The 17,897-nt window shown below is 63.7% G+C and carries 15 protein-coding genes; 6 read left to right on the top strand and 9 right to left on the bottom strand.

Annotated features, from left to right (window positions below; all coding sequences use genetic code 11):
* Nucleotides 1-214 precede the first annotated feature (214 nt).
* Complete coding sequence (locus FNJ47_RS19430; protein WP_163155862.1) at nt 215-1,525, bottom strand: ABC transporter substrate-binding protein; 1,311 nt, start codon at nt 1,523-1,525, stop codon at nt 215-217.
* A gap of 435 nt (nt 1,526-1,960) precedes the next feature.
* Between FNJ47_RS19430 and FNJ47_RS19425 the strand changes: the two genes are divergently transcribed.
* Complete coding sequence (locus FNJ47_RS19425) at nt 1,961-2,392, top strand: RidA family protein (protein ID WP_235999981.1); 432 nt, start codon at nt 1,961-1,963, stop codon at nt 2,390-2,392.
* A 77-nt stretch (nt 2,393-2,469) separates the two neighbouring features.
* Here FNJ47_RS19425 and FNJ47_RS19420 read toward each other — a convergent pair whose 3' ends face one another.
* Both FNJ47_RS19420 and FNJ47_RS19415 read right to left on the bottom strand, forming a co-directional pair.
* Nucleotides 2,470-3,171: an NUDIX hydrolase gene (locus FNJ47_RS19420; RefSeq protein WP_163155874.1), complete on the bottom strand. Its 702-nt coding sequence runs from the start codon at nt 3,169-3,171 to the stop codon at nt 2,470-2,472.
* A 64-nt stretch (nt 3,172-3,235) separates the two neighbouring features.
* Nucleotides 3,236-4,261, bottom strand: a complete 1,026-nt coding sequence (locus FNJ47_RS19415; protein WP_163155860.1) for an ABC transporter substrate-binding protein — start codon at nt 4,259-4,261, stop codon at nt 3,236-3,238.
* A gap of 167 nt (nt 4,262-4,428) precedes the next feature.
* Here FNJ47_RS19415 and FNJ47_RS19410 point away from each other — a divergent pair, with 167 nt between their 5' ends.
* Complete coding sequence (locus tag FNJ47_RS19410) at nt 4,429-4,878, top strand: cupin domain-containing protein (RefSeq protein ID WP_163155858.1); 450 nt, start codon at nt 4,429-4,431, stop codon at nt 4,876-4,878.
* A gap of 307 nt (nt 4,879-5,185) precedes the next feature.
* On the top strand, nt 5,186-6,511 hold the full coding sequence (locus tag FNJ47_RS19405) for a 4Fe-4S binding protein (protein ID WP_163155856.1): 1,326 nt from the start codon (nt 5,186-5,188) through the stop codon (nt 6,509-6,511).
* A 70-nt stretch (nt 6,512-6,581) separates the two neighbouring features.
* Here the strand turns inward: FNJ47_RS19405 and FNJ47_RS19400 are convergent, their stop codons facing one another.
* On the bottom strand, nt 6,582-7,304 hold the full coding sequence (locus FNJ47_RS19400; protein ID WP_206685329.1) for an SDR family oxidoreductase: 723 nt from the start codon (nt 7,302-7,304) through the stop codon (nt 6,582-6,584).
* A gap of 16 nt (nt 7,305-7,320) precedes the next feature.
* Nucleotides 7,321-8,214, bottom strand: a complete 894-nt coding sequence (locus FNJ47_RS19395) for an SDR family oxidoreductase (protein ID WP_163155854.1) — start codon at nt 8,212-8,214, stop codon at nt 7,321-7,323.
* A 92-nt stretch (nt 8,215-8,306) separates the two neighbouring features.
* On the opposite strand from FNJ47_RS19395, the gene FNJ47_RS19390 reads away from it, so the two are divergent.
* Entirely contained in the window at nt 8,307-9,149 is an 843-nt protein-coding gene (locus FNJ47_RS19390) for a helix-turn-helix transcriptional regulator (protein WP_163155852.1), read from the top strand.
* On the opposite strand, the gene FNJ47_RS19385 is transcribed toward FNJ47_RS19390, so the two are convergent.
* Both FNJ47_RS19385 and FNJ47_RS19380 read right to left on the bottom strand, forming a co-directional pair.
* Nucleotides 9,146-9,931 carry an ABC transporter permease gene (locus tag FNJ47_RS19385; protein WP_163155850.1) on the bottom strand — a complete coding sequence of 262 codons (786 nt, stop codon included), beginning with the start codon at nt 9,929-9,931 and terminating at the stop codon, nt 9,146-9,148. The genes FNJ47_RS19390 and FNJ47_RS19385 overlap by 4 nt on opposite strands.
* Entirely contained in the window at nt 9,931-10,746 is an 816-nt protein-coding gene (locus FNJ47_RS19380; RefSeq protein WP_163155848.1) for an ABC transporter ATP-binding protein, read from the bottom strand. Before FNJ47_RS19380 ends, FNJ47_RS19385 begins: the two co-directional genes overlap by 1 nt.
* 179 nt (nt 10,747-10,925) lie before the next feature.
* On the opposite strand from FNJ47_RS19380, the gene FNJ47_RS19375 reads away from it, so the two are divergent.
* On the top strand, nt 10,926-11,849 hold the full coding sequence (locus tag FNJ47_RS19375; RefSeq protein ID WP_235999980.1) for a ketopantoate reductase family protein: 924 nt from the start codon (nt 10,926-10,928) through the stop codon (nt 11,847-11,849).
* Between the two features lie 30 nt (nt 11,850-11,879).
* On the opposite strand, the gene FNJ47_RS19370 is transcribed toward FNJ47_RS19375, so the two are convergent.
* Both FNJ47_RS19370 and FNJ47_RS19365 read right to left on the bottom strand, forming a co-directional pair.
* A complete protein-coding gene (locus FNJ47_RS19370) occupies nt 11,880-15,332 on the bottom strand; it encodes a C2 family cysteine protease (RefSeq protein ID WP_163155846.1) in 3,453 nt (1,150 codons plus the stop codon).
* A gap of 349 nt (nt 15,333-15,681) precedes the next feature.
* Complete coding sequence (locus FNJ47_RS19365; protein ID WP_163155844.1) at nt 15,682-16,491, bottom strand: IclR family transcriptional regulator; 810 nt, start codon at nt 16,489-16,491, stop codon at nt 15,682-15,684.
* A gap of 128 nt (nt 16,492-16,619) precedes the next feature.
* On the opposite strand from FNJ47_RS19365, the gene FNJ47_RS19360 reads away from it, so the two are divergent.
* On the top strand, nt 16,620-17,855 hold the full coding sequence (locus FNJ47_RS19360; RefSeq protein ID WP_163155842.1) for an ABC transporter substrate-binding protein: 1,236 nt from the start codon (nt 16,620-16,622) through the stop codon (nt 17,853-17,855).
* Nucleotides 17,856-17,897: the final 42 nt, after the last annotated feature.

The raw sequence follows: 17,897 nt of genomic DNA, 5'->3' as shown, positions 1-17,897 counted from the left end.
TTCTACCTCCGTGTACTCACCAGCGGCGATCTCCCGCAGCGTCACATTGGTACAAGACGGGAGGGTTGGGCTGGGGGCTCTCTCCACGAATCGTATCGTGGAGAGAGCCCCCACCCGGACCGCATCTTCGATGCGTTCCGACCTCCCCCGCAAGCGGGAGAGGGAGTGCAGTTCGTTTGTGGCTGCTGTTTGACCTAACCTCATCTTGCTCGCGCTATTTGTAGCTGTAGGTGGTGCCGGCGGGCAGCGGCAGCACGGTTTCGCGCTGCATCTGGCTCTTCGGCCACACCACATAGGATTTGTCGTCGATATATTGCAGCACCACCGGGAACGAGCGGGCGTTTTGCCCGGCGTATTGCTCGCCCTCGCCGTAGAACTTCACGCCGTAGCCGAGCATGGTGCCGCCCTCGGGAATGTCGGTGTCGAGCGCGGCCTTGCGCAACGCATCCGGATCGACCCCGCCATACTTCTTGATCGCGCGCGGCAGCACGTCGTCGAGGAACACATAGGCATTGGCCGCGCCGATGCCGACATGGGCGGAGCGGATCGGCACGCCGGGCTTCAGCCGGTCAAACTCCTCGCCGACCATCTTGATGACCGGCGGGAGCTTCGGATCCATACCATTCTGGTTGGCGAGCCAGATCGAGATCGGGTCGGTGTTGAAGAGATAGTTGGCGTCCGCGCCGAGGCCTTCCTTCAGCTTCTCGTAGACGCCGTAGCCCGCGCCGTGGCCGACGATGGCGCCGAACTTCAGCCCCTGCTCGCGCGCCTGGCGGAACAGCAGGGTAATGTCCGGATTGTAGCCGGTATGGAAGATCACGTCGGGCTTGGCGCGCTTCAGCTTGGTGACCAGCGCCGACAAATCCGGCGCGGTCGCCGAATAGCCCTCCTTGAGCACGACGTTGAAGCCGGCCTTCTTCGCACCGGCCTCGTTGCCCTTGGCGACGTCGACGCCATAGGCACCGTCCTCATGGATGATGGCGACCCGCAGGTCCTTCGGCTCCTTGCCGAACTTGGACAGCGAATATTGCGCGATGAAGTCAGTCGTCATCATGCCGTACTGATTGCCGGCGGCCTGCGGCCGGAACACGTATTTGTAGTTCTTGCCGTCGAACACCCCAGAGGAGATGCAGGTCGTGATCCACATGAACTTCTTCATCTGGTCGACCCGGGCCGCCACCGGCACGCACTGCGCCGAGGAGAAGAAGCCCATCACCATGTCGACCTTTTCCTGCTCGAGCAGGCGGACGGCCTCGTTGATGGCGATGTCGGGCTTGCTCTGCGCGTCGGCATAGACGGCCTCGACCTTGTACCCCTCGACGCCGGTCCTGGCGTAATGGTCGAGCATGATCTTGACGCCGGTATATTGCAGCTCGGAGCCGCCGCCGGCCAGCGGGCCGGTCAAATCGAAGATCACGCCGATCTTGATCTTCTTGTCCTGCGCCTGCGCGGCAGCGGCCACGCCGAGCGCCGCTAGCGCGACCGACAGACCCGCGAGCCAGCGGGCAACCCTCCTGACCGGCATGCATCCCTCCCCAGAGATTGTGCACTGCATTTTTGTTTTCGTGCCACCCTATCACAGAGGGAGCGACCGATGATGTCAAGCGCGATGGCTGCGTCGCCACGGCGCCGGCTTGCGCAAAGTTTCGGCGGATCGGACGCGCGGCGCCAGGATGTGTACGCACAAAGCCGCATCCACTTTGCCCTCAACGAGGCCACACGAAATGCGGTCCGATCTCCTGCAGCCCGGAGAATTACGGAAAGAAGGAACGCCGTTTCTGCCTTATCCTGAGAGCTGCGAAGTAGCTGTCATTGGAGGCGACACATGACTCACATGCTTTGCAGAACGAGACTCATCTCGTGGTTCGGTGCTTGCGTGCTTGGACTGGGAGCGTGGATTGCCGCGTCGTCGGGTGCCGTGGCGCAGAATTCACCCTCCGCCGAGACCAAACTGAAGGAGTTGAACATTACGCTGCCGCCGGTGCCTGTTCCGGTCGCCAATTACGTCGATGCTGTCCGGGTCGGCAATCTGCTCTTCCTTGCGGGAAACACGCCGGCTGCCGACTGGAAGTACAAGGGCAAGGTGGGTAAGGATCTCACCGTGCAGGAGGGCTACGACACGGCCCGTCAGGTCGGCCTGATCATGTTGGCGAAAGTGCGCGTCGCACTTGGGAGCCTCGATCGCGTGAAGCGCGTGGTCAAGGTCTTCGGGATGGTCAATTCGGCCGACGGCTTTGGTGACCAACCGAAAGTCGTAAACGGATTCTCCGACTTGATGGTGGAGGTGTTCGGCGCCGCAGCCGGCAAGCACGCGCGATCTGCCGTCGGGATGGCGGGACTTCCATTCAACAACGCCGTGGAGGTCGAGATGATCGTTGAGGTGGCCGAATGATCAGCCGTTGCGCCGGGTCGGAAACCGTCAATGACGGACGGTGCTAGCCACGAGCGCCCCCCGAGCGAGCCTCAGCGCTACGCCGGCAGCTGCGTTTCGATGAACGCGGTGACGAAGCGCGGCATGGCAGCAGTGAGATCGGCGCGGCTGCGCACCAGATGGATGCCGGCAAGCTCGGGATTTTCCTGGCGTGCGAGGTTGGCCTCGATGCGCGCACGCAGCGCGTCACCGGGCATGTCGACGCGCAGGATCTGCATCATCGCGAGCGCAGGCCCGGTGTAGATGCAGTGCCAGTCGGCGTCGCCGCGGCAATCCGACGGCAACAACCCGGTCTCCTCCTCGAGCTCGCGCATCACGCTGCCGGCGATATCGACCGTCTCGCCTCTGATGTCGTCGAGATCGGGCGTGCCGGAGGGGAAATAGATACGTCCGGCATTGGCCGTCTGCTCGCCCATCACCCCACACACGAAGGTGCCGTCGCTGGCGAGCAGCGCGCCCATGCCGAAGCCGTTGAAGATTTCCTTGTCCGGGAAACCCCAGTCGCGCCAGGCCAGGAAGCTCGCGAAATCGGTCTCGAAATAGCTCGCGCTGAGCCGCTCGCCGGCGAACACCGGATCGCGCCCGAGCAGGACGCGGCCGTTCCAGAGGTTCGGATTCAGCCGCTGCTGTTCGGCGAAATGCGCATCGATCTCGGCGCGCCGCTCGTCGGCGAACGGCCAGGGACGCCGCTGCAATGCGAGGTCGAGTGCGGTGACGCGACAAATGAGCGGAGACTGCATGTCGGTACCGCTCATTTGGGCATGATCGCTTCGCAAAACCGCTTCACACTTTTGCGGATCATGCCTACTTCGCGCTTCCGGTCGTCTTCTTGACCTGATCGACGAACTTGTTGGTGTAGGTCTTGGTGACGTCGATGCCGGCCTTCGCCACCTCAGGCGAGCCTTCGCTGAACACCGCGAGCACGGCCTCGGCACCCTTGGGGTCCATCTTGCCGGTTTCCGAGTACATCGGGATCGTGTTCTTCAGCGCCGCCAGATATTGCTCCTTGTTCTTGCCGACGAGTTCCTCCGGCATCCTGGCCATGATGTCTTCGGCGGAATGCGAATGGATCCAGGCCAGCGTGGCCATGATCGCATTGGTCAGCGCCTGCACCTCCTTCTCGTGGCCGTTGACCCAGGCCGCGGTCGAATAGAGCGCGCCGCCCGGATATTCGCCCCCGAACACCGCGAGCGTGTCGCGCTGGGTGCGGGTATCGCTGAGAATCTTGAGGTCGGCGTGGCTGCCTTGCAGCACGGTGACGGAGGGATCGAGCATCACGGCGGCATCGATCTGGCCCTGCTCCATCGCGGCCACCGCGGTGGCGCCGAGGCCGACGCCGATCACGGCGGTACCGGTCGGATCGAGGCCGTTCTTCTTCAAGAGATATTTCAGGAAGAAATCGGTCGAGGAGCCGGGCGCGCTCACGCCGACCTTCTTGCCGGCCAGATCCTTGACCGAGTTGATCTCGCCGGTGTGCTTCGGCGACACCACCAGCACGAGGCCGGGATAGCGGTCATAGACCACGAAGGCCTGCATCTCCTGCTTCTTGGCGGCGATATTGACGCAGTGGTCGAAATAACCGGAGACGACGTCGGCGCTGCCGCCGAGCACGGCCTTCAGCGCATCCGAACCGCCCTTGAGGTCGACCAGCTCGACCGCAAGCCCGGCCTTGTCATATTCGCCGAGCTGCTTGGCCAGCACGGTGGGCAGATAGCACAGGCAGGCGCCGCCCCCGACCGCGATGGTGATCTTGCTTTGCGCCGCGGCAAGGCCCGTGGACAGGGTCAGCGCCAGCAGCGTTCCGGCAAGCTTGCCAAGCAGTTTGTTCATGACGTCCTCCGTTCGATTGGCGGGCAAGATAGAGGAGCCGGCACGGCTTGAGAAGGTGACTTTCCGCGTGCTGGTCAAGCCTGCGGCGGCGGCATAGCATCGCCGATACACCGAAAGCGCCGAGAAGCACCAAGAATACTTCAAGGGAAACATCAAGGGAGGTCTTCATGAATCGTGTTGCAACCACGCTGTCGATTGCCGCTGCCTTCGCCGCCGGCTGTGGCGTCACCCATTTGCTGCGGCCGGCGCTCGCGGCGGAGAGCATCACGGCGCAGGTGATCCACACCGGCGAGATGGAGGGCGACAAGCTCGGCGACGCCAACAAGACAGGCTTCCGCTCCAAGACGTTCGTCTCCGCCGACGGCGCCACCGTCTCGATCCAGGACGGCAACGTGCCGAAGCACATGCATCCCAACACCAACGAGATGCAGTTCATCCTGGAGGGCACCGGTACGGTCTGGCTCGGCGACAAGGAAGTGACGGTGAAGCCGGGCGATCTGATCGTGATCCCGAAGGGTACGCCGCATGGCGGCACCAAGCCGAACGGCCGCGCCTTCAAGGCAATCGCGATCAAGACGCCGCCGCAGGCGCCTGACGATACCAAGCTGCTGGATTGAGGGCAGTCACTTAAAACAAACCTATGCCCGTCATCCTGAGGTGCTCGCCCAGCGGCGCTCTTGCGCGGCTGGGCGAGCCTCGAAGGATGAATCGGCCACAGCTTGGGCCGTGCATCCTTCGAGGCTCGCTCCGCTCGCACCTCAGGATGACGGTGCTGACTTCGTTGGGTCGTGCATGAGCGTCATCCGGGCATTTGCAAACCCCGCATGACGCCAGTTCCGTTACATGACGATCAACAGATAATTAACTTGCCTCATACTTGCCCGTCCCATAATATGATGACCATCATTTATAGAAAGCGAACCCATGAGCCTGGACGATCACCCCACGGTCAGGGCTGTGCGGGCACGCAGCAGCCAGGCGCTCCACAATGTCCCGGTTTCATCGGAGCTGATCAAGGAGATCGCGCGGAACTGCGGAGCCGACGACGTCGGCATCATCGAGTTCGAGCGTGCCGCCATCGCGCCGCAGCGGGACTTCATCCGGAAGGTCTATGGCCGGACCCGATCCCTGCTCGCGATCGTCTGTCACATGAACCGCGAGCCGGTGCGCTCGCCTTCGCGCTCGGTCGCCAACGAGGAATTCCACGGCACCTATGATCACGTCAACGAAACCGCACGCGCCATCGTTCGTGCGCTCGACGAGCGCGGCATCCCGGCCTGCAATTCAGTCGCCGCTTTCCCGATGGAGATGGACCTGCCCAGGATCATGATGGTGCAGCACAAGCCGATCGCGGTGGAAGCAGGCCTCGGCCGGATGGGAATCCATCGCAGCGTCATTCACCCGAAATTCGGCAGTTTCGTGCTGCTCGGCACCGTCCTGCTCGGCTGCGAGGTCGACGCCCACGACCAGCCGATCGACTACAATCCCTGCCTGGAGTGCAAATTGTGCGTCGCCGCCTGCCCGGTCGGCGCCATCAAGCCGGACGGCGGCTTCGATTTCCTGTCCTGCCACACCCACAATTATCACGACTTTCTCGGCAACTTCACGCAGTGGGTCGAGAAGGTCGCGGATTCGAAGGATGCAAAGGATTATCGCGCCCGCGTTCCCCGCACCGAGACGCTGAATATCTGGCAATCGCTTTCGTTCAAGCCGGGCTACAAGGCGGCCTATTGCATCTCGGCCTGCCCGGCCGGCGAAGACGTGATCGGGCCTTTTCTGGAAGACCGCGACGGCCATTTCGCCGACGTGGTGAAGCCGCTGATCGACAAGGATGAGTTCGTCTACGTAATCCCGGATACCGACGCCGAGGATACGGTGACGCGGCGCTTCCCGCACAAGAAGGTCCAGCAGGTCACGTCCGGCCGCCATACCGGCAGCGTCCAGTCCTACATCTTCTCGCTTTCGCTCGGATTCCAGCGCGGCAGGGCGCGCGGCCTCGACCTCGTGACTCATCTGCGCTTCACCGGAGCAAGCGCGCTGGATATGACAGTGACGATCAAGGGCAAGGACCTCCAGGTGGTGCCGGGGCGTCACGTCGGAGAGGCAACCCTGAACATCACCGCCGATACTGAGGCATGGCTGCGCATCCAGAACCGCGACCTCGAGCTTGCCGACGCGATTGCCGCGGAACTGGTGAGCGTGAGCGATGAGAAACTGTTCGCAGCCTATATGCGGTGCTTCCCGCTCTGAGCCGGATGCTTCCCTGCGTAGGGCGGGTTAGGCGCAGCCGTAACCCGCCCTACATTTCACGCTGCCGATCTCACACCAACAGACCACCGCCATCCACCGCAAGCGTCTGCCCGGTCACGTAGCCGTTCAGCATCAGGTAGACGTAGGCAGTGGCCGCCTCATCCGGCGATGCGGCCCGCGGCAACGGCAAGCCTGCCACGTAGCCGCGCACCCTCTCCTCCGGCATCTGCCTGACGCGCTCGGTGAGAATGAGCCCCGGGCACACGGCATTGACGCGGACCGGCGCCAGATCGACGGCAAGGCCGCGGGCCAGGCTCTCCATTGCTCCCGCCGCCGCGGTCACGAACGGCATCACCTTTTGCGGGCGATGCGCCAGCAGACCGCCGGTCAGCGTAATCGATCCGTTCGAAGCGATCACGCGGCTGCCGTGCTTGACAGCCGCGAGCGAGCCCCAGAAGCGGAGCGTGAGAGCCTCGCGCGCGGCAGCGAGATCGAGATCACGCGTCGCACCGAACGCCGGGAGGCCCTGATCGCCCGCCGTGATCGCCAGGTGATCGAAGCTGCCGACCTGATCGAAGAAGCGCGACACGCCGGCTTCGTCGCGCAGATCGACGGTACGGCCCGACGATCCCGGCAGCCGCGCGATCGCCGCATCGACATTCGCGGGGTTGCTGGAGGCAATCACCACCTCCGCGCCCCGTTCCCGCGCGAGCGCGGCGACGGCGAAGCCGATCCCCGACGATCCCCCGATTGCGATCACGCGCTTGCCCTCGAGCGACATTGCGTTTGTCATGGTCTCGTCTCCACCATCACTGCGCGAAATAAGCGGGGTGATCGATGTCGGCGATCAGCCCGGGCTGTTGCGGCTGCCAGTCGAGCCGCGACCGTGTTCGCGCACTCGAAGCCGGCACATCGGCGCCGGCAAACCTGCCCAGGAAGCCGAAATGCGCGACCGCTTCCTCCGGCGACTTCGAGACCAAGGGAATGTTCAGGCGGCGCGCGATCACGTCGGCGATCGCCCTGAACGGCACGCCCTCGTCGGCGATGGCATGGAAGGGGCCGCCTTCGACGCCGCGTTCGAGCGCGAGACGATAGAGCCGCGCCGCATCGAGGCGATGCACGCCCGGCCAGCGATTGAGCCCTTCGCCGACATAAGCGGAGACGCCCTTCTCCCGCGCGATGGCGATGAGGCGCGGCACGAAGCCGTGATCGCCGTGACCATGCACCGAGGGTGGCAGCCGCACCACCGCCGCGCGCACGCCGCGCGATGCGACCGCCATCGTCGTCGCCTCGGACGCACGCGGATAAGCCTCGGAGATGGGAATCGGCGGATCCTCTTCGGTCGCAACGCGGCCCTGTGCCACCCGCGCAACGCCCGACGTGGTGATCAGCTGCCGGTTCGATCCTTCGAGGACGGCACCGAGCGTCTCGATGGCGCGCCGGTCATCCTCGGAGTTCTGCGCGAACTTCGAAAAGTCATGGTTGAAGGCGCAGTGAATCACCGCGTCCGCCTGCGCGGCGCCGCTGCGCAGGCTGTCGAGATCTTCCAGTGTCCCGTAATGTACCTCCGCGCCGGCAGCGGCGAGCGCTTCGGCGCCCTTGTCGGAACGGGTCATGCCGAGCACCTGATGGCCGGCGGCAATCAGATCGTCGGTAACGGCAGAGCCGACCCAGCCGGTGGCTCCAGTGACAAACACACGCATCAGCAAGTCTCCAGGTTTTGCTGGAGACAAATCTGGGTCGCTGCGCTATCGTGGTAAAGTAGTGACCTTATCATGGTATAATGGCTAACAGGATGAGCGAACCGCTCGCGCATGAGAACCTGCTCGGCGCTTACCTGAAGGATCGCCGCAGCAAGCTCGATCCCGCTACGTTCGGCTTTCCGCCCGAGCGCCGCCGCACGCCGGGGTTGCGCCGCGAGGAAGTGGCTCAGCGCGCCAACATCTCAGCGACCTGGTACACCTGGCTCGAACAGGGTCGCGGCGGCGCGCCGTCGGCCGATGTGCTCGACCGCATCGCGCGCGCGTTGATGCTGACCGATGTCGAGCGCGAGCATCTGTTCCTGCTCGGCCTCGGCCGCACGCCCGAGGTGCGCTACCAGAGAAGCGAAGGCGTGACGCCGCGGCTGCAACGCGTGCTCGACGTGCTGGAGCCGCACCCGGCCATCATCAGGACCGCGATATGGGACGTCGTCGCCTGGAACCGGGCGGCGACCGTGATGCTGACGGACTACGGATCGCTGCCGCCGCGCGAACGCAACGTGCTGCGTTTCATGTTCCTCGATCCGCGCGTCCGCGCCGCGCAACACGATTGGGCAAGCGTGGCGCGCTTCGTGGTCGGCGCCTTCAGGGTCGACGCAGCACGCGCAGGAGCTGCCGCCGAGGTGCAACCGTTCGTCGACGAGCTCTGCCGGCTGAGCCCGGAATTTGCGGCGCTCTGGCGTGACAACGACGTGCGCACCCATGGCGAGGGCATCAAGCAGCTCCGGCACCCGATCCTTGGCCCGGTGAAATTCGAATATTCGGCGTTCGCAGTCGACGGCCGGCCCGACCTCAGCATGATCGTCTACAATCCTGTAGACCCCGAGGTGACGGAGAAGATCCGCGGGCTGATGGAGGCAACGCCGGCAGCGGGCTAATCCCGCGCCGCCGCCGTCGGCCGCCAGACCAAAAGCCGCTTCTCCACCGCGGTCACACCCATGTCGATCAGGATGACGAAGACCGACAGCACGAACATGCCGGCGAACACGCCGGCGACGTCGAACACGCCTTCGGCCTGCTGGATCAGATAGCCAAGGCCGGCAGCCGAGCCGAGATATTCGCCGACCACCGCGCCGACCACAGCAAAGCCGACCGAGGTGTGGAGCGAGGAGAACATCCAGGACAGCGCCGAGGGCCAGTAGACATGGCGCATCAGTTGTCGCTCGTTCATGCCGAGCATGCGGCCATTGTCGAGCACGGTGGTCGGCACTTCCTTGACGCCCTGATAGACGTTGAAGAACACGATGAAGAACACCAGGGTCACGCCGAGCGCGACCTTGGACCAGACGCCGAGCCCGAACCACAGCGCGAAGATCGGCGCCAACACCACGCGTGGCAGTGCGTTGACCATCTTTACATAGGGATCGAACACCGCGGCGACGCGCGGCTGCCGCGCGAACCAGAAGCCGACCAGAATGCCGCCGGCCGAGCCGATCACGAAGGCGAGGATCGATTCCCACAGCGTGATCGCAAGATGCTTCCAGATCACCCCGGTCGAGAACCATTTGACGATCTGGCTGAAGACGTCGACCGGATTGGAGAAGAAGAACGGCGGCAGCAGCACCTTGCCGAACACCGGCACGGTGGAAAGGACTTGCCACAACACAAGCGTGACGACGGCGACCAAAACCTGCAAAGCCAGCAACGTGACGCGCGACATCAGGCGGCTCCCACCTGCGTCGACTGGACATATCCCTTCATCACCTCATCCTTCAGCACGCCCCAGATCTCTCGGTGCAGCGCATGGAAATCCTTCTCCATCCTGATCTCGGCGATGTCGCGCGGCCGCGGCAGCGTGATGCGCCAGTCTCCGATGATGCGCGCGGAAGGACCGGCGGACATGATCACGACGCGGTCGGCCAGTGCGATCGCTTCCTCGAGATCGTGGGTGACGAACAGCACCGCCTTGCGGTCGGCGGTCCACAATTCCAGCAGCAGATTGCCCATGATCTGCCGCGTCTGGGCGTCGAGCGGGCCGAACGGCTCGTCCATCAAGAGGATCTTCGGGTCGCGGATAAGGACCTGCGCAAGGGCGACGCGCTTGCGCTGGCCGCCCGACAGCATGTGCGGATAGCGGCCCGCGAACGCGCCGAGCCCGACCGAGGTCAGCCACCTCCCGGCGCGCGCCAACGCCTCTGCGCGCGGCGTCCCTCTGATCTCGAGCCCGATCGCGACATTGTCGATCGCGGTCTTCCACGGGAACAGCGCATCGGCCTGGAACAGGTAGCCGGCGTCGCGATTGAGGCCGCTCAGCGGCCGGTCGAAGATCCGCGCCGTCCCTGCGGCGGGTTTGAGCAGCCCGGCGGTAACATTGAGCAGCGTCGACTTTCCGCATCCGGTCGGGCCGACAATGGCGACGAACTCGCCGTGCTCAACCGAAAGATTGGCCTGCTCGACCGCGGTATAGACGCGTCCGTCCGCCAACCGAAAGGCCACCGTCGCACCATCAAGCGCGACCGCCGTCGGCTTCGTCATCGCCACCCATCCCTCCCGAACTTTCGGAAATGGCTTAGCGGTTCGGGCCGGCAAGTTCAACGCAGGATGATGGCGTAGGTACGCAAGGCCGCGGTCGCGTGGTTTTCAGGCAAATCGGGTTGCGCATTGCGATGACATCGCCGAGGCTGCGGGCCGACGCGGTAGACAGGGAGACAATCATGCGGATCGCAGTGGTGGGCGCTGGAGGCGTCGGGGGCGGCTTTGGTGCGGCGCTCGCACATGCCGGAGCCGACGTTACCTTTGTCGCGCGCGGCGCCCATCTGGCGGCCATGCGCAGCGAGGGGCTGAAGGTTCAGGGCGGCCGCGGCGAAACCCATCTGGTCCCGACCCAGGCGACCGACGATCCCGCAAGCGTCGGCCTGGTCGATATCGTGCTGTTCTGCGTCAAGCTGTGGGACGTCGAAAGCGCCGGGGCGCACATCAAGCCGATGGTCGGGCCCGACACCGCCGTGATCCCGCTGCAGAACGGCATCGACGCACCGGACCGGCTGATCCCGATCCTGGGCCGCAACGCCGTGATGGGCGGCGTGGCGCAGATTTCTGCCTCGATCGTCAAGCCCGGCGAGATCAACCAGGTCGGCACCTTCATGCGCATGATCTTCGGCGAGCTCGACGGCCGCATCACACCGCGCGGCAAGGCGCTGCTCGAGCTCTGCCTGAAGGCCGGGTTCGATGCGACGCTGAGCGAACAGATCAACACCGAGCTCTGGATGAAGTTCGTCGGCCTCGCCACCAATGCCGGCATGACCGCGGTCACGCGCCAGCCGATCGGCAGACTGCGCGACGATCCCGACCTGCGTCCGTTCTTCGTGTCGGCCTGCGAGGAGATCATCGCCATCGCCCACGCCAGCGGCATCAAGCTGCCGCCGGACCCGCTCGCGAAGGTGCTCGATTTCATCGGGCACGCGCCGCCGGCAATGAAGGCCTCGATGGCGCTCGATCTGGAGCGCGGCAACCGGCTCGAACTGCCCTGGTTGAGCGGCAAGGTGGTCGAGCTCGGCCGCAAGCTCGGCATCCCGACGCCGACGCACGATTTCCTCTATGCGGTGCTGAAGCCCTATGCGATGGGCACACCGGTGTAGGCGGGCTGCCGCGCGTTGGAGCAACCGCGCTCAGGCATGTTGCGGCGGGGCGAGCGTGGCGACCTGATCGGGATGCACCGTGATCGTCGTGCCGTTGTGTCCATCGCTCGCGGCGACGAAGGTGGATGCCATGTAGTTTCCGAGCAAAGCGATGCTGGCGGCGTGGACGCCGTCCGAGATCGTCAGCGATCCACCCGACGTGTTGCCGGCAAAGGCGACGGTTTGCCCAGCCGCAAAATTGATGTTGGCGAAATCGATCGCGTCGGCTCCCGCCATGCCGGCGACGGTGCCGGAGAAACCGGCGGGATCATCAAGCTTCAGCGTGCCGGAGCCTGACGCAAAGGAGATTTGAGCTGAGCTTGCTGACGCAAGCTCCAGGGTCTGTCCGGCTGGAATGATCGAGGGATCGCTGACCGTGAAGGCACTGGACCAGGCGCCCCACACGGTCCCGTCATTGGCCTTTATCCAGAGCGTGTCTGTGCCCGAGCCGACATGATACGCAAGCTGCGAGAGCTGCGAGGCCGCGACGATGTTATCCTGATTTGCTCCGAGCGTCGTGCCGTTCAGCGTGAAGTAGCCGTTCCCGCTTCCGGTGTTCCAGACATCATACGATGTCGCGGAACTGCCGAACGGATCCGCATAGGTGAAGAGTGAGGACACCGCGAACGTCTGGCCTTGAACGGACAGCGTGCTTGAATTGGTCGGACTCACGACCGGGCCGGTGTCGATCGGTGCGTTCACGGTGAAAGCGCTTGACCATGATCCCCAGACGGTGCCGTCGTTCGCGCGGACCCACAATGTGTCGACGCCCGAGCCCGATTGATAGCTCAGCGACGACAACTGGGCCGCCGTAACGTAATTGTGCTGGTTGGGCGAAAGCGCCACCCCGTTCAGAACGAAGTGCCCGCCGCCGGCGCCCGTATCCCAGACATCATACTGGGTCGCAGCGCTACCAAACGGATCGCCGTAGGTGAACAGGGACGAGGCCGCATAGCTCTGGCCGTGAGACGCAATGATGTTCGAGACGGTTTCAACGGGACCGGTGTCGATCGGGGCGTTGACCGTGAAGCTGTTCGACCACGCGCCCCAAACCGTGCCGTCATTCGCGCGGACCCAAAGCGTGTCGATGCCGGAGCCCGATTGATAGCTCAGCGACGCCAGTTGAGCCGCAATGATGTAATTATCCTGATTGGCCGGAAGCGCCACCCCGTTCAGAACGAAGTGCCCGCCAGCGGTGCCGCTGTCCCAGACGTCGTATTGGGTCGCAGCGCTGTTGAACGGATCGCTGTAGGTGAACAGGGACGAGGCCGCATAGCTCTGGCCATGAGGCGCAATGATGTTCGAGACGGCTTCAACGGGACCGGTGTCGACGGGAGCGTTGACCGTGAAGCTGCTCGACCATGCCCCCCAAACGGTGCCGTCATTGGCGCGGATCCAAAGCGTGTCGATGCCCGAGCCCGATTGATAGCTGAGCGAGGTCAGTTGGGCCGCCGTGACGTAATTATCCTGCTTGGCCGGCAGCGCCACCCCGTTCAGGACGAAGGACCCGCCAACGGTGCCGCTGTCCCAAACGTCATATTCGGTCGCAGCGCTACCGAACGGATCGCCGTAGGTGAACAGGGACGTGACCGAATAGCTCTGCCCGTGAGACGCGATGATGTTCGAGACGACCTCGACAGGACCGGTGTCGACCGGAGCGTTGACGGTGAACGCGTTCGACCATTGTCCCCAAGCCGTGCCGTCGTTGGCGCGGATCCAGAGTGTGTCGACGCCGGAGCCGGATTGATAGCTCAGCGACGACAACTGGGCGGCCGTGACGTAGTTGTGCTGATTGGCGGGCAGCGCCACCCCGTTCAGAACGAAGTGCCCGCCACCGGTGCCGGCGTCCCAGACATCGTATTGGGCGGCGGCCATGCCGAACGGATCGTTGTAGGCAAACAGCGACGACACCGCAAAGCTCTGGCCATGCGACGCCGTTACATTCGAGACCGTCACCGTGGGCCCTTCCGGAGTCGCGGTAAACGAGGCCCAGGCGCTCCAGAATACGCCGTTATACGCGCGCACCCACAGCTGATCGCTCGCGGCACCGAACTGATAGCTAATTTTGGACCATTGCGAAGCGGCGACGTCGATCTCGACCCCGGCCGCCTGCGCCACCCCGTTCACGGTGAAATGGCCATTGCCGCCGGTGTCCCAGAGCGCATACTCGGTCACGGGCAGGCCACCGCTCGTCACGTAGAACATCGACGATGCGCTGATCGAAGTCTGCGCCCGGCCGGTGACGTTGGACACGATCACATTCGGCGCGACGTCGACGACGGCGGAATTATCGATGACGAAGTCGCCTTGCTCATTGGCGATCTGCGTGAGCGAAACCTCGAACTGCACGTCCCAGTTCTGGCCGGGATAACTGTTTCCCCAGGGATTGCGAACGATGAAGGTGCCCGTCGCGCTGTCATATCCGATGACTGCGAAGGCATGGTCCGGAACCAGCTGGATATTTCCCGCACTGTCGTAGGTGTACGGAGACGTCGAAGGGATCTCGAGGATGACATCGTCGCCGGCGGCGAGCGCAGCGGTGTAGATCGACTTGTCACTGTACCAATAGGACGCGGTGCTCAGATAATAGTTGACGCTCGTCGCATCGGTCAGGTTCTCGAAGACATTCGTCGGGGGATCGGCGGAGATGTTGTTGTAGCTATTGACGGCCGGGTGCCCGATCTGTCCCGTCGAACTGAGTTGGGCGTAGGCCTTTTCCACCAAGGCAACCCACATTGCGGTGGGCTGCTCATTGTAGTTGTGACCGTAATCAAGTTCGGTTCCACTGACGACCGGAAACTCGTCGTTGACGGTCTCCCATGTCTCCTGACCATTGACATAGAAGCGTACGCCATAGGTACCGTTTCCATTGTCCACGATCATGGAACTCATGACCTGGGGATGAAAGACGACGAGGTCGATCAAGCCCGACATCAGCTCGCAATCGCCGCTTGCTCCCTGACAGACATCGTTGACGGTGGCCGCACCCGCCGAAGAGTACAACGGTCCGACAACCGCGCTGTAGCCCTGCAATGTCCAGCCACTCGAGGCCGCATCGGGCGGCAAAGTCGGATCCGGAAGATCGGTCCCCTGGAACCACTTTCCGATCAGTTCGGACATCTGCGTTGATGTCGTGCCAACTTGCAGATTGCCGAGCGCGCCCGATGTCGTGCTGCCCCCCGTCCAGGTGGCATTCGCCGGATTGCCGTCGACGAGCTGGACGAAAAGATGGAAGACGTAGCTCGATGTGGAGAGACCGCTATTCAGATTGGCCGCAATCACCTGCAGCGAGTTCAACTCATTCGCAGTGACACTGCCGCGATTGGCGACATCCGCCAGCAACTGAATGGCTTCGGCGTCGGTGAAATCGCCGTCCGCCGCAAAGTTGAGCATGTCGGACTTGATGCCACTGTCGACAAGCGAATTGACCCAACTTGCAGTCATGGAAGCCTTCGTAAATCTTGACGCGAACTGATTGCCGTCGACCAAGCCGGTCTTGACGAGGTTGCCTGCGTCCTATCGAAACGAATTCGGCAATAAATGCGTTGCTATCGCGTTAGTTGTGACCGAATTCGGGGCATGTGTCGATCTTACCGAACACTGCCGAATGTGAAAGAAGCCGCATTATCGTGAAGATTCCTTAATGTCTGCCTGATGCGTCGCCCACCGCCCCGGGATTGCGGCAGGCGCCCCGACAGCCGCGCCGGGTTCCCGCACCGGACCCGCCTTCGGTCGTCCGGGTTCCCAACGGAGCTTCGCCCGCGCCATCCGGGCATCGCCCGTACCCGTCAGTTCACACGGGTCCCGCAACGGCCGGCTCGGTGCCCTGAAATCCCAGCAAGACTGAAATTTGCCGGCCCGCCTCGCGCACCAGCCCGGAATATTCCAACAGCTTCTGCTCATCGATGCGCGCGGTCGGCCCGTACAGACCAACCGAACCGACGACATTGCCGCGATGATCGAAACACGGCGCGGAGACCGCGGCCGCGCCGGCGAAGATCTCGCTGTGACTGGTCGCATAGCCGTTGTGCCGTGCAAAGGTCAGGGCTTCCTCGATCCGCGCCCGCTCGGTACTCGGTACGGTGGCTGAGATAAGTGCGGCCTGTCGCGCCGGATCCATGAACGCCAACATCGCCTTGCAGGACGATCCCTGGGTCAGGCTCAGGCTGTGGCCGACGCCGCGGCTGATCGAAAGCACATGACGGCTCTCGCATTCGAGGATGCAGATGCCGCGATCGTCCTGCTCGCGGAACAATGCGGCAGTCTCGCCGGTCGCCTCGCGCAGGCCTTCGACGATCGGGCGCGCGACCGCGACGATTTCCAGTCCCTTCAGCCAGACATGGGCCAGCTTCATCACGCCGTGCGACAACCGAAAGCGCTGCGGGTCGCCTTCGGCCTGGATCAGGTCGCGCTGCGCCAGTGTCTGCAGCAGACGATAGAGCGTCGGCCGGCTCAGCCCGACCCGCTTCTGAATCTCGATCACGCTCATCGCCGGCTGATCCGGCGTGAAGCATTGCAGGATCGCGATCGCGCGATCGACCGCCCGCACGCCAGACGCCCCCTGCTCGGCGTCCTGAGTTTCCGCCTTCGGCTTCTTCGCCATCCGTCCACATCCGCAAATTCGGCAGGGCGCGCTGCATCCAGCGCGCTTGACCAATCGGCCCGCCCGGATACCATCTCATATTATGAGAATAATGTCCACCAAATGGACATATAAAAGCGACGGGAGGATTGGATTTGCTTCAGACAGACGCCTCGCGCAGATGGGCCGCCGCCACGATCGCCGCGGTGATGCTCTCGACGCAGCTGGTGCACGCTGCGCCCGAGGGCTCGGGCATTTCGGACGGCGTGGTGCGGATTGCGGTCCTCGGCGATTACGGCAGCGGCCGCGATCTCGGCGGGCCGGGCTCGGTGACCGCCGCCAAGCTCGCCGCCGAAGATTTTCACAACAAGGTGCTGGGCAAGCCGATCGAGATCATCTCGGCCGACCACCAGAACAAGCCCGACGTCGCGGTCGGGATCGCGCGGCAATGGTTTGACGTCGACCATGTCGACGCGGTGACCGACCTTGCGGTGAGCTCAGTGGGTCTTGCCGTCGCCGGGCTCGCGACACAGAGCAACCGGACCGCGCTGGTCTCGGGCGCGGCGACGTCAGACCTTACCGGCGACAAATGCTCGCCCGTCATCACGCATTGGGCAGACGACACCTACGCACTGTCGGCCGGCCTGGTCGGTGAGCTGAGCCGCCGCGTCGGCAAGGAATGGTTCTTTGTCGCGGTCGACTATTCGTTCGGCACGGCGATGGTGAAGGACGCCTCGCGCGCGGTGACCGATGCCGGAGGTAAGGTCATTGGCGCGGTGCGTTATCCCTTCAACACCACCGACTTCTCGTCCTTCCTGCTGGCCGCCCAAAACTCCGGCGCGAAGGTGGTGGCGCTGGCCGGCACCGGTGCCGACACGATCAACGCGGTGAAGCAGACCCACGAATTCGGCCTGCAACAGGGCGGCCAGACCATCGTCGGCATGCTGACCTTCATCTCCGATGTTCATTCGATCGGCCTGCGCGACGCGCAGGGCATGCACATCGCGTCCCAATATTATTGGGATGACGACGACGGCACCCGCGCCTTCGCCAAGCGCTTCATCGAGATCGAGAAGCGCGAGCCGACCAAATTGCAGGCCGCGACCTACGCCGCCGTGCGCCATTATCTGAAAGCGATCGAGGCCGGCGGCAGCGACGAGGCGAAGGCCGTCAATGCCGAAATGCGCAAGTTGCCGGTCGATTTCTTCGGCCGCCCCGCGCACATCCGGAAAGACGGCCGCGTCGTCTATGACCTCTCGCTCTACCGCGTGAAGAAGCCGGAAGAGAGCAAATATCCCTGGAACTACTACCAGAAGATCGCAGTCATCCCCGGCGACCAGGCGTTCCGCCCCGAGGGAACGGGCGGCTGCAAGCTCGACAAATAGGAAGCCCCATCATTCGCCGCGACGCACGGTCGCGCATACGAA

Origin of the sequence: Bradyrhizobium uaiense, from assembly GCF_010811875.1 — a bacterium.
GTDB lineage: Bacteria > Pseudomonadota > Alphaproteobacteria > Rhizobiales > Xanthobacteraceae > Bradyrhizobium > Bradyrhizobium uaiense.
This window is presented reverse-complemented; position numbering and strand designations above follow the sequence as displayed.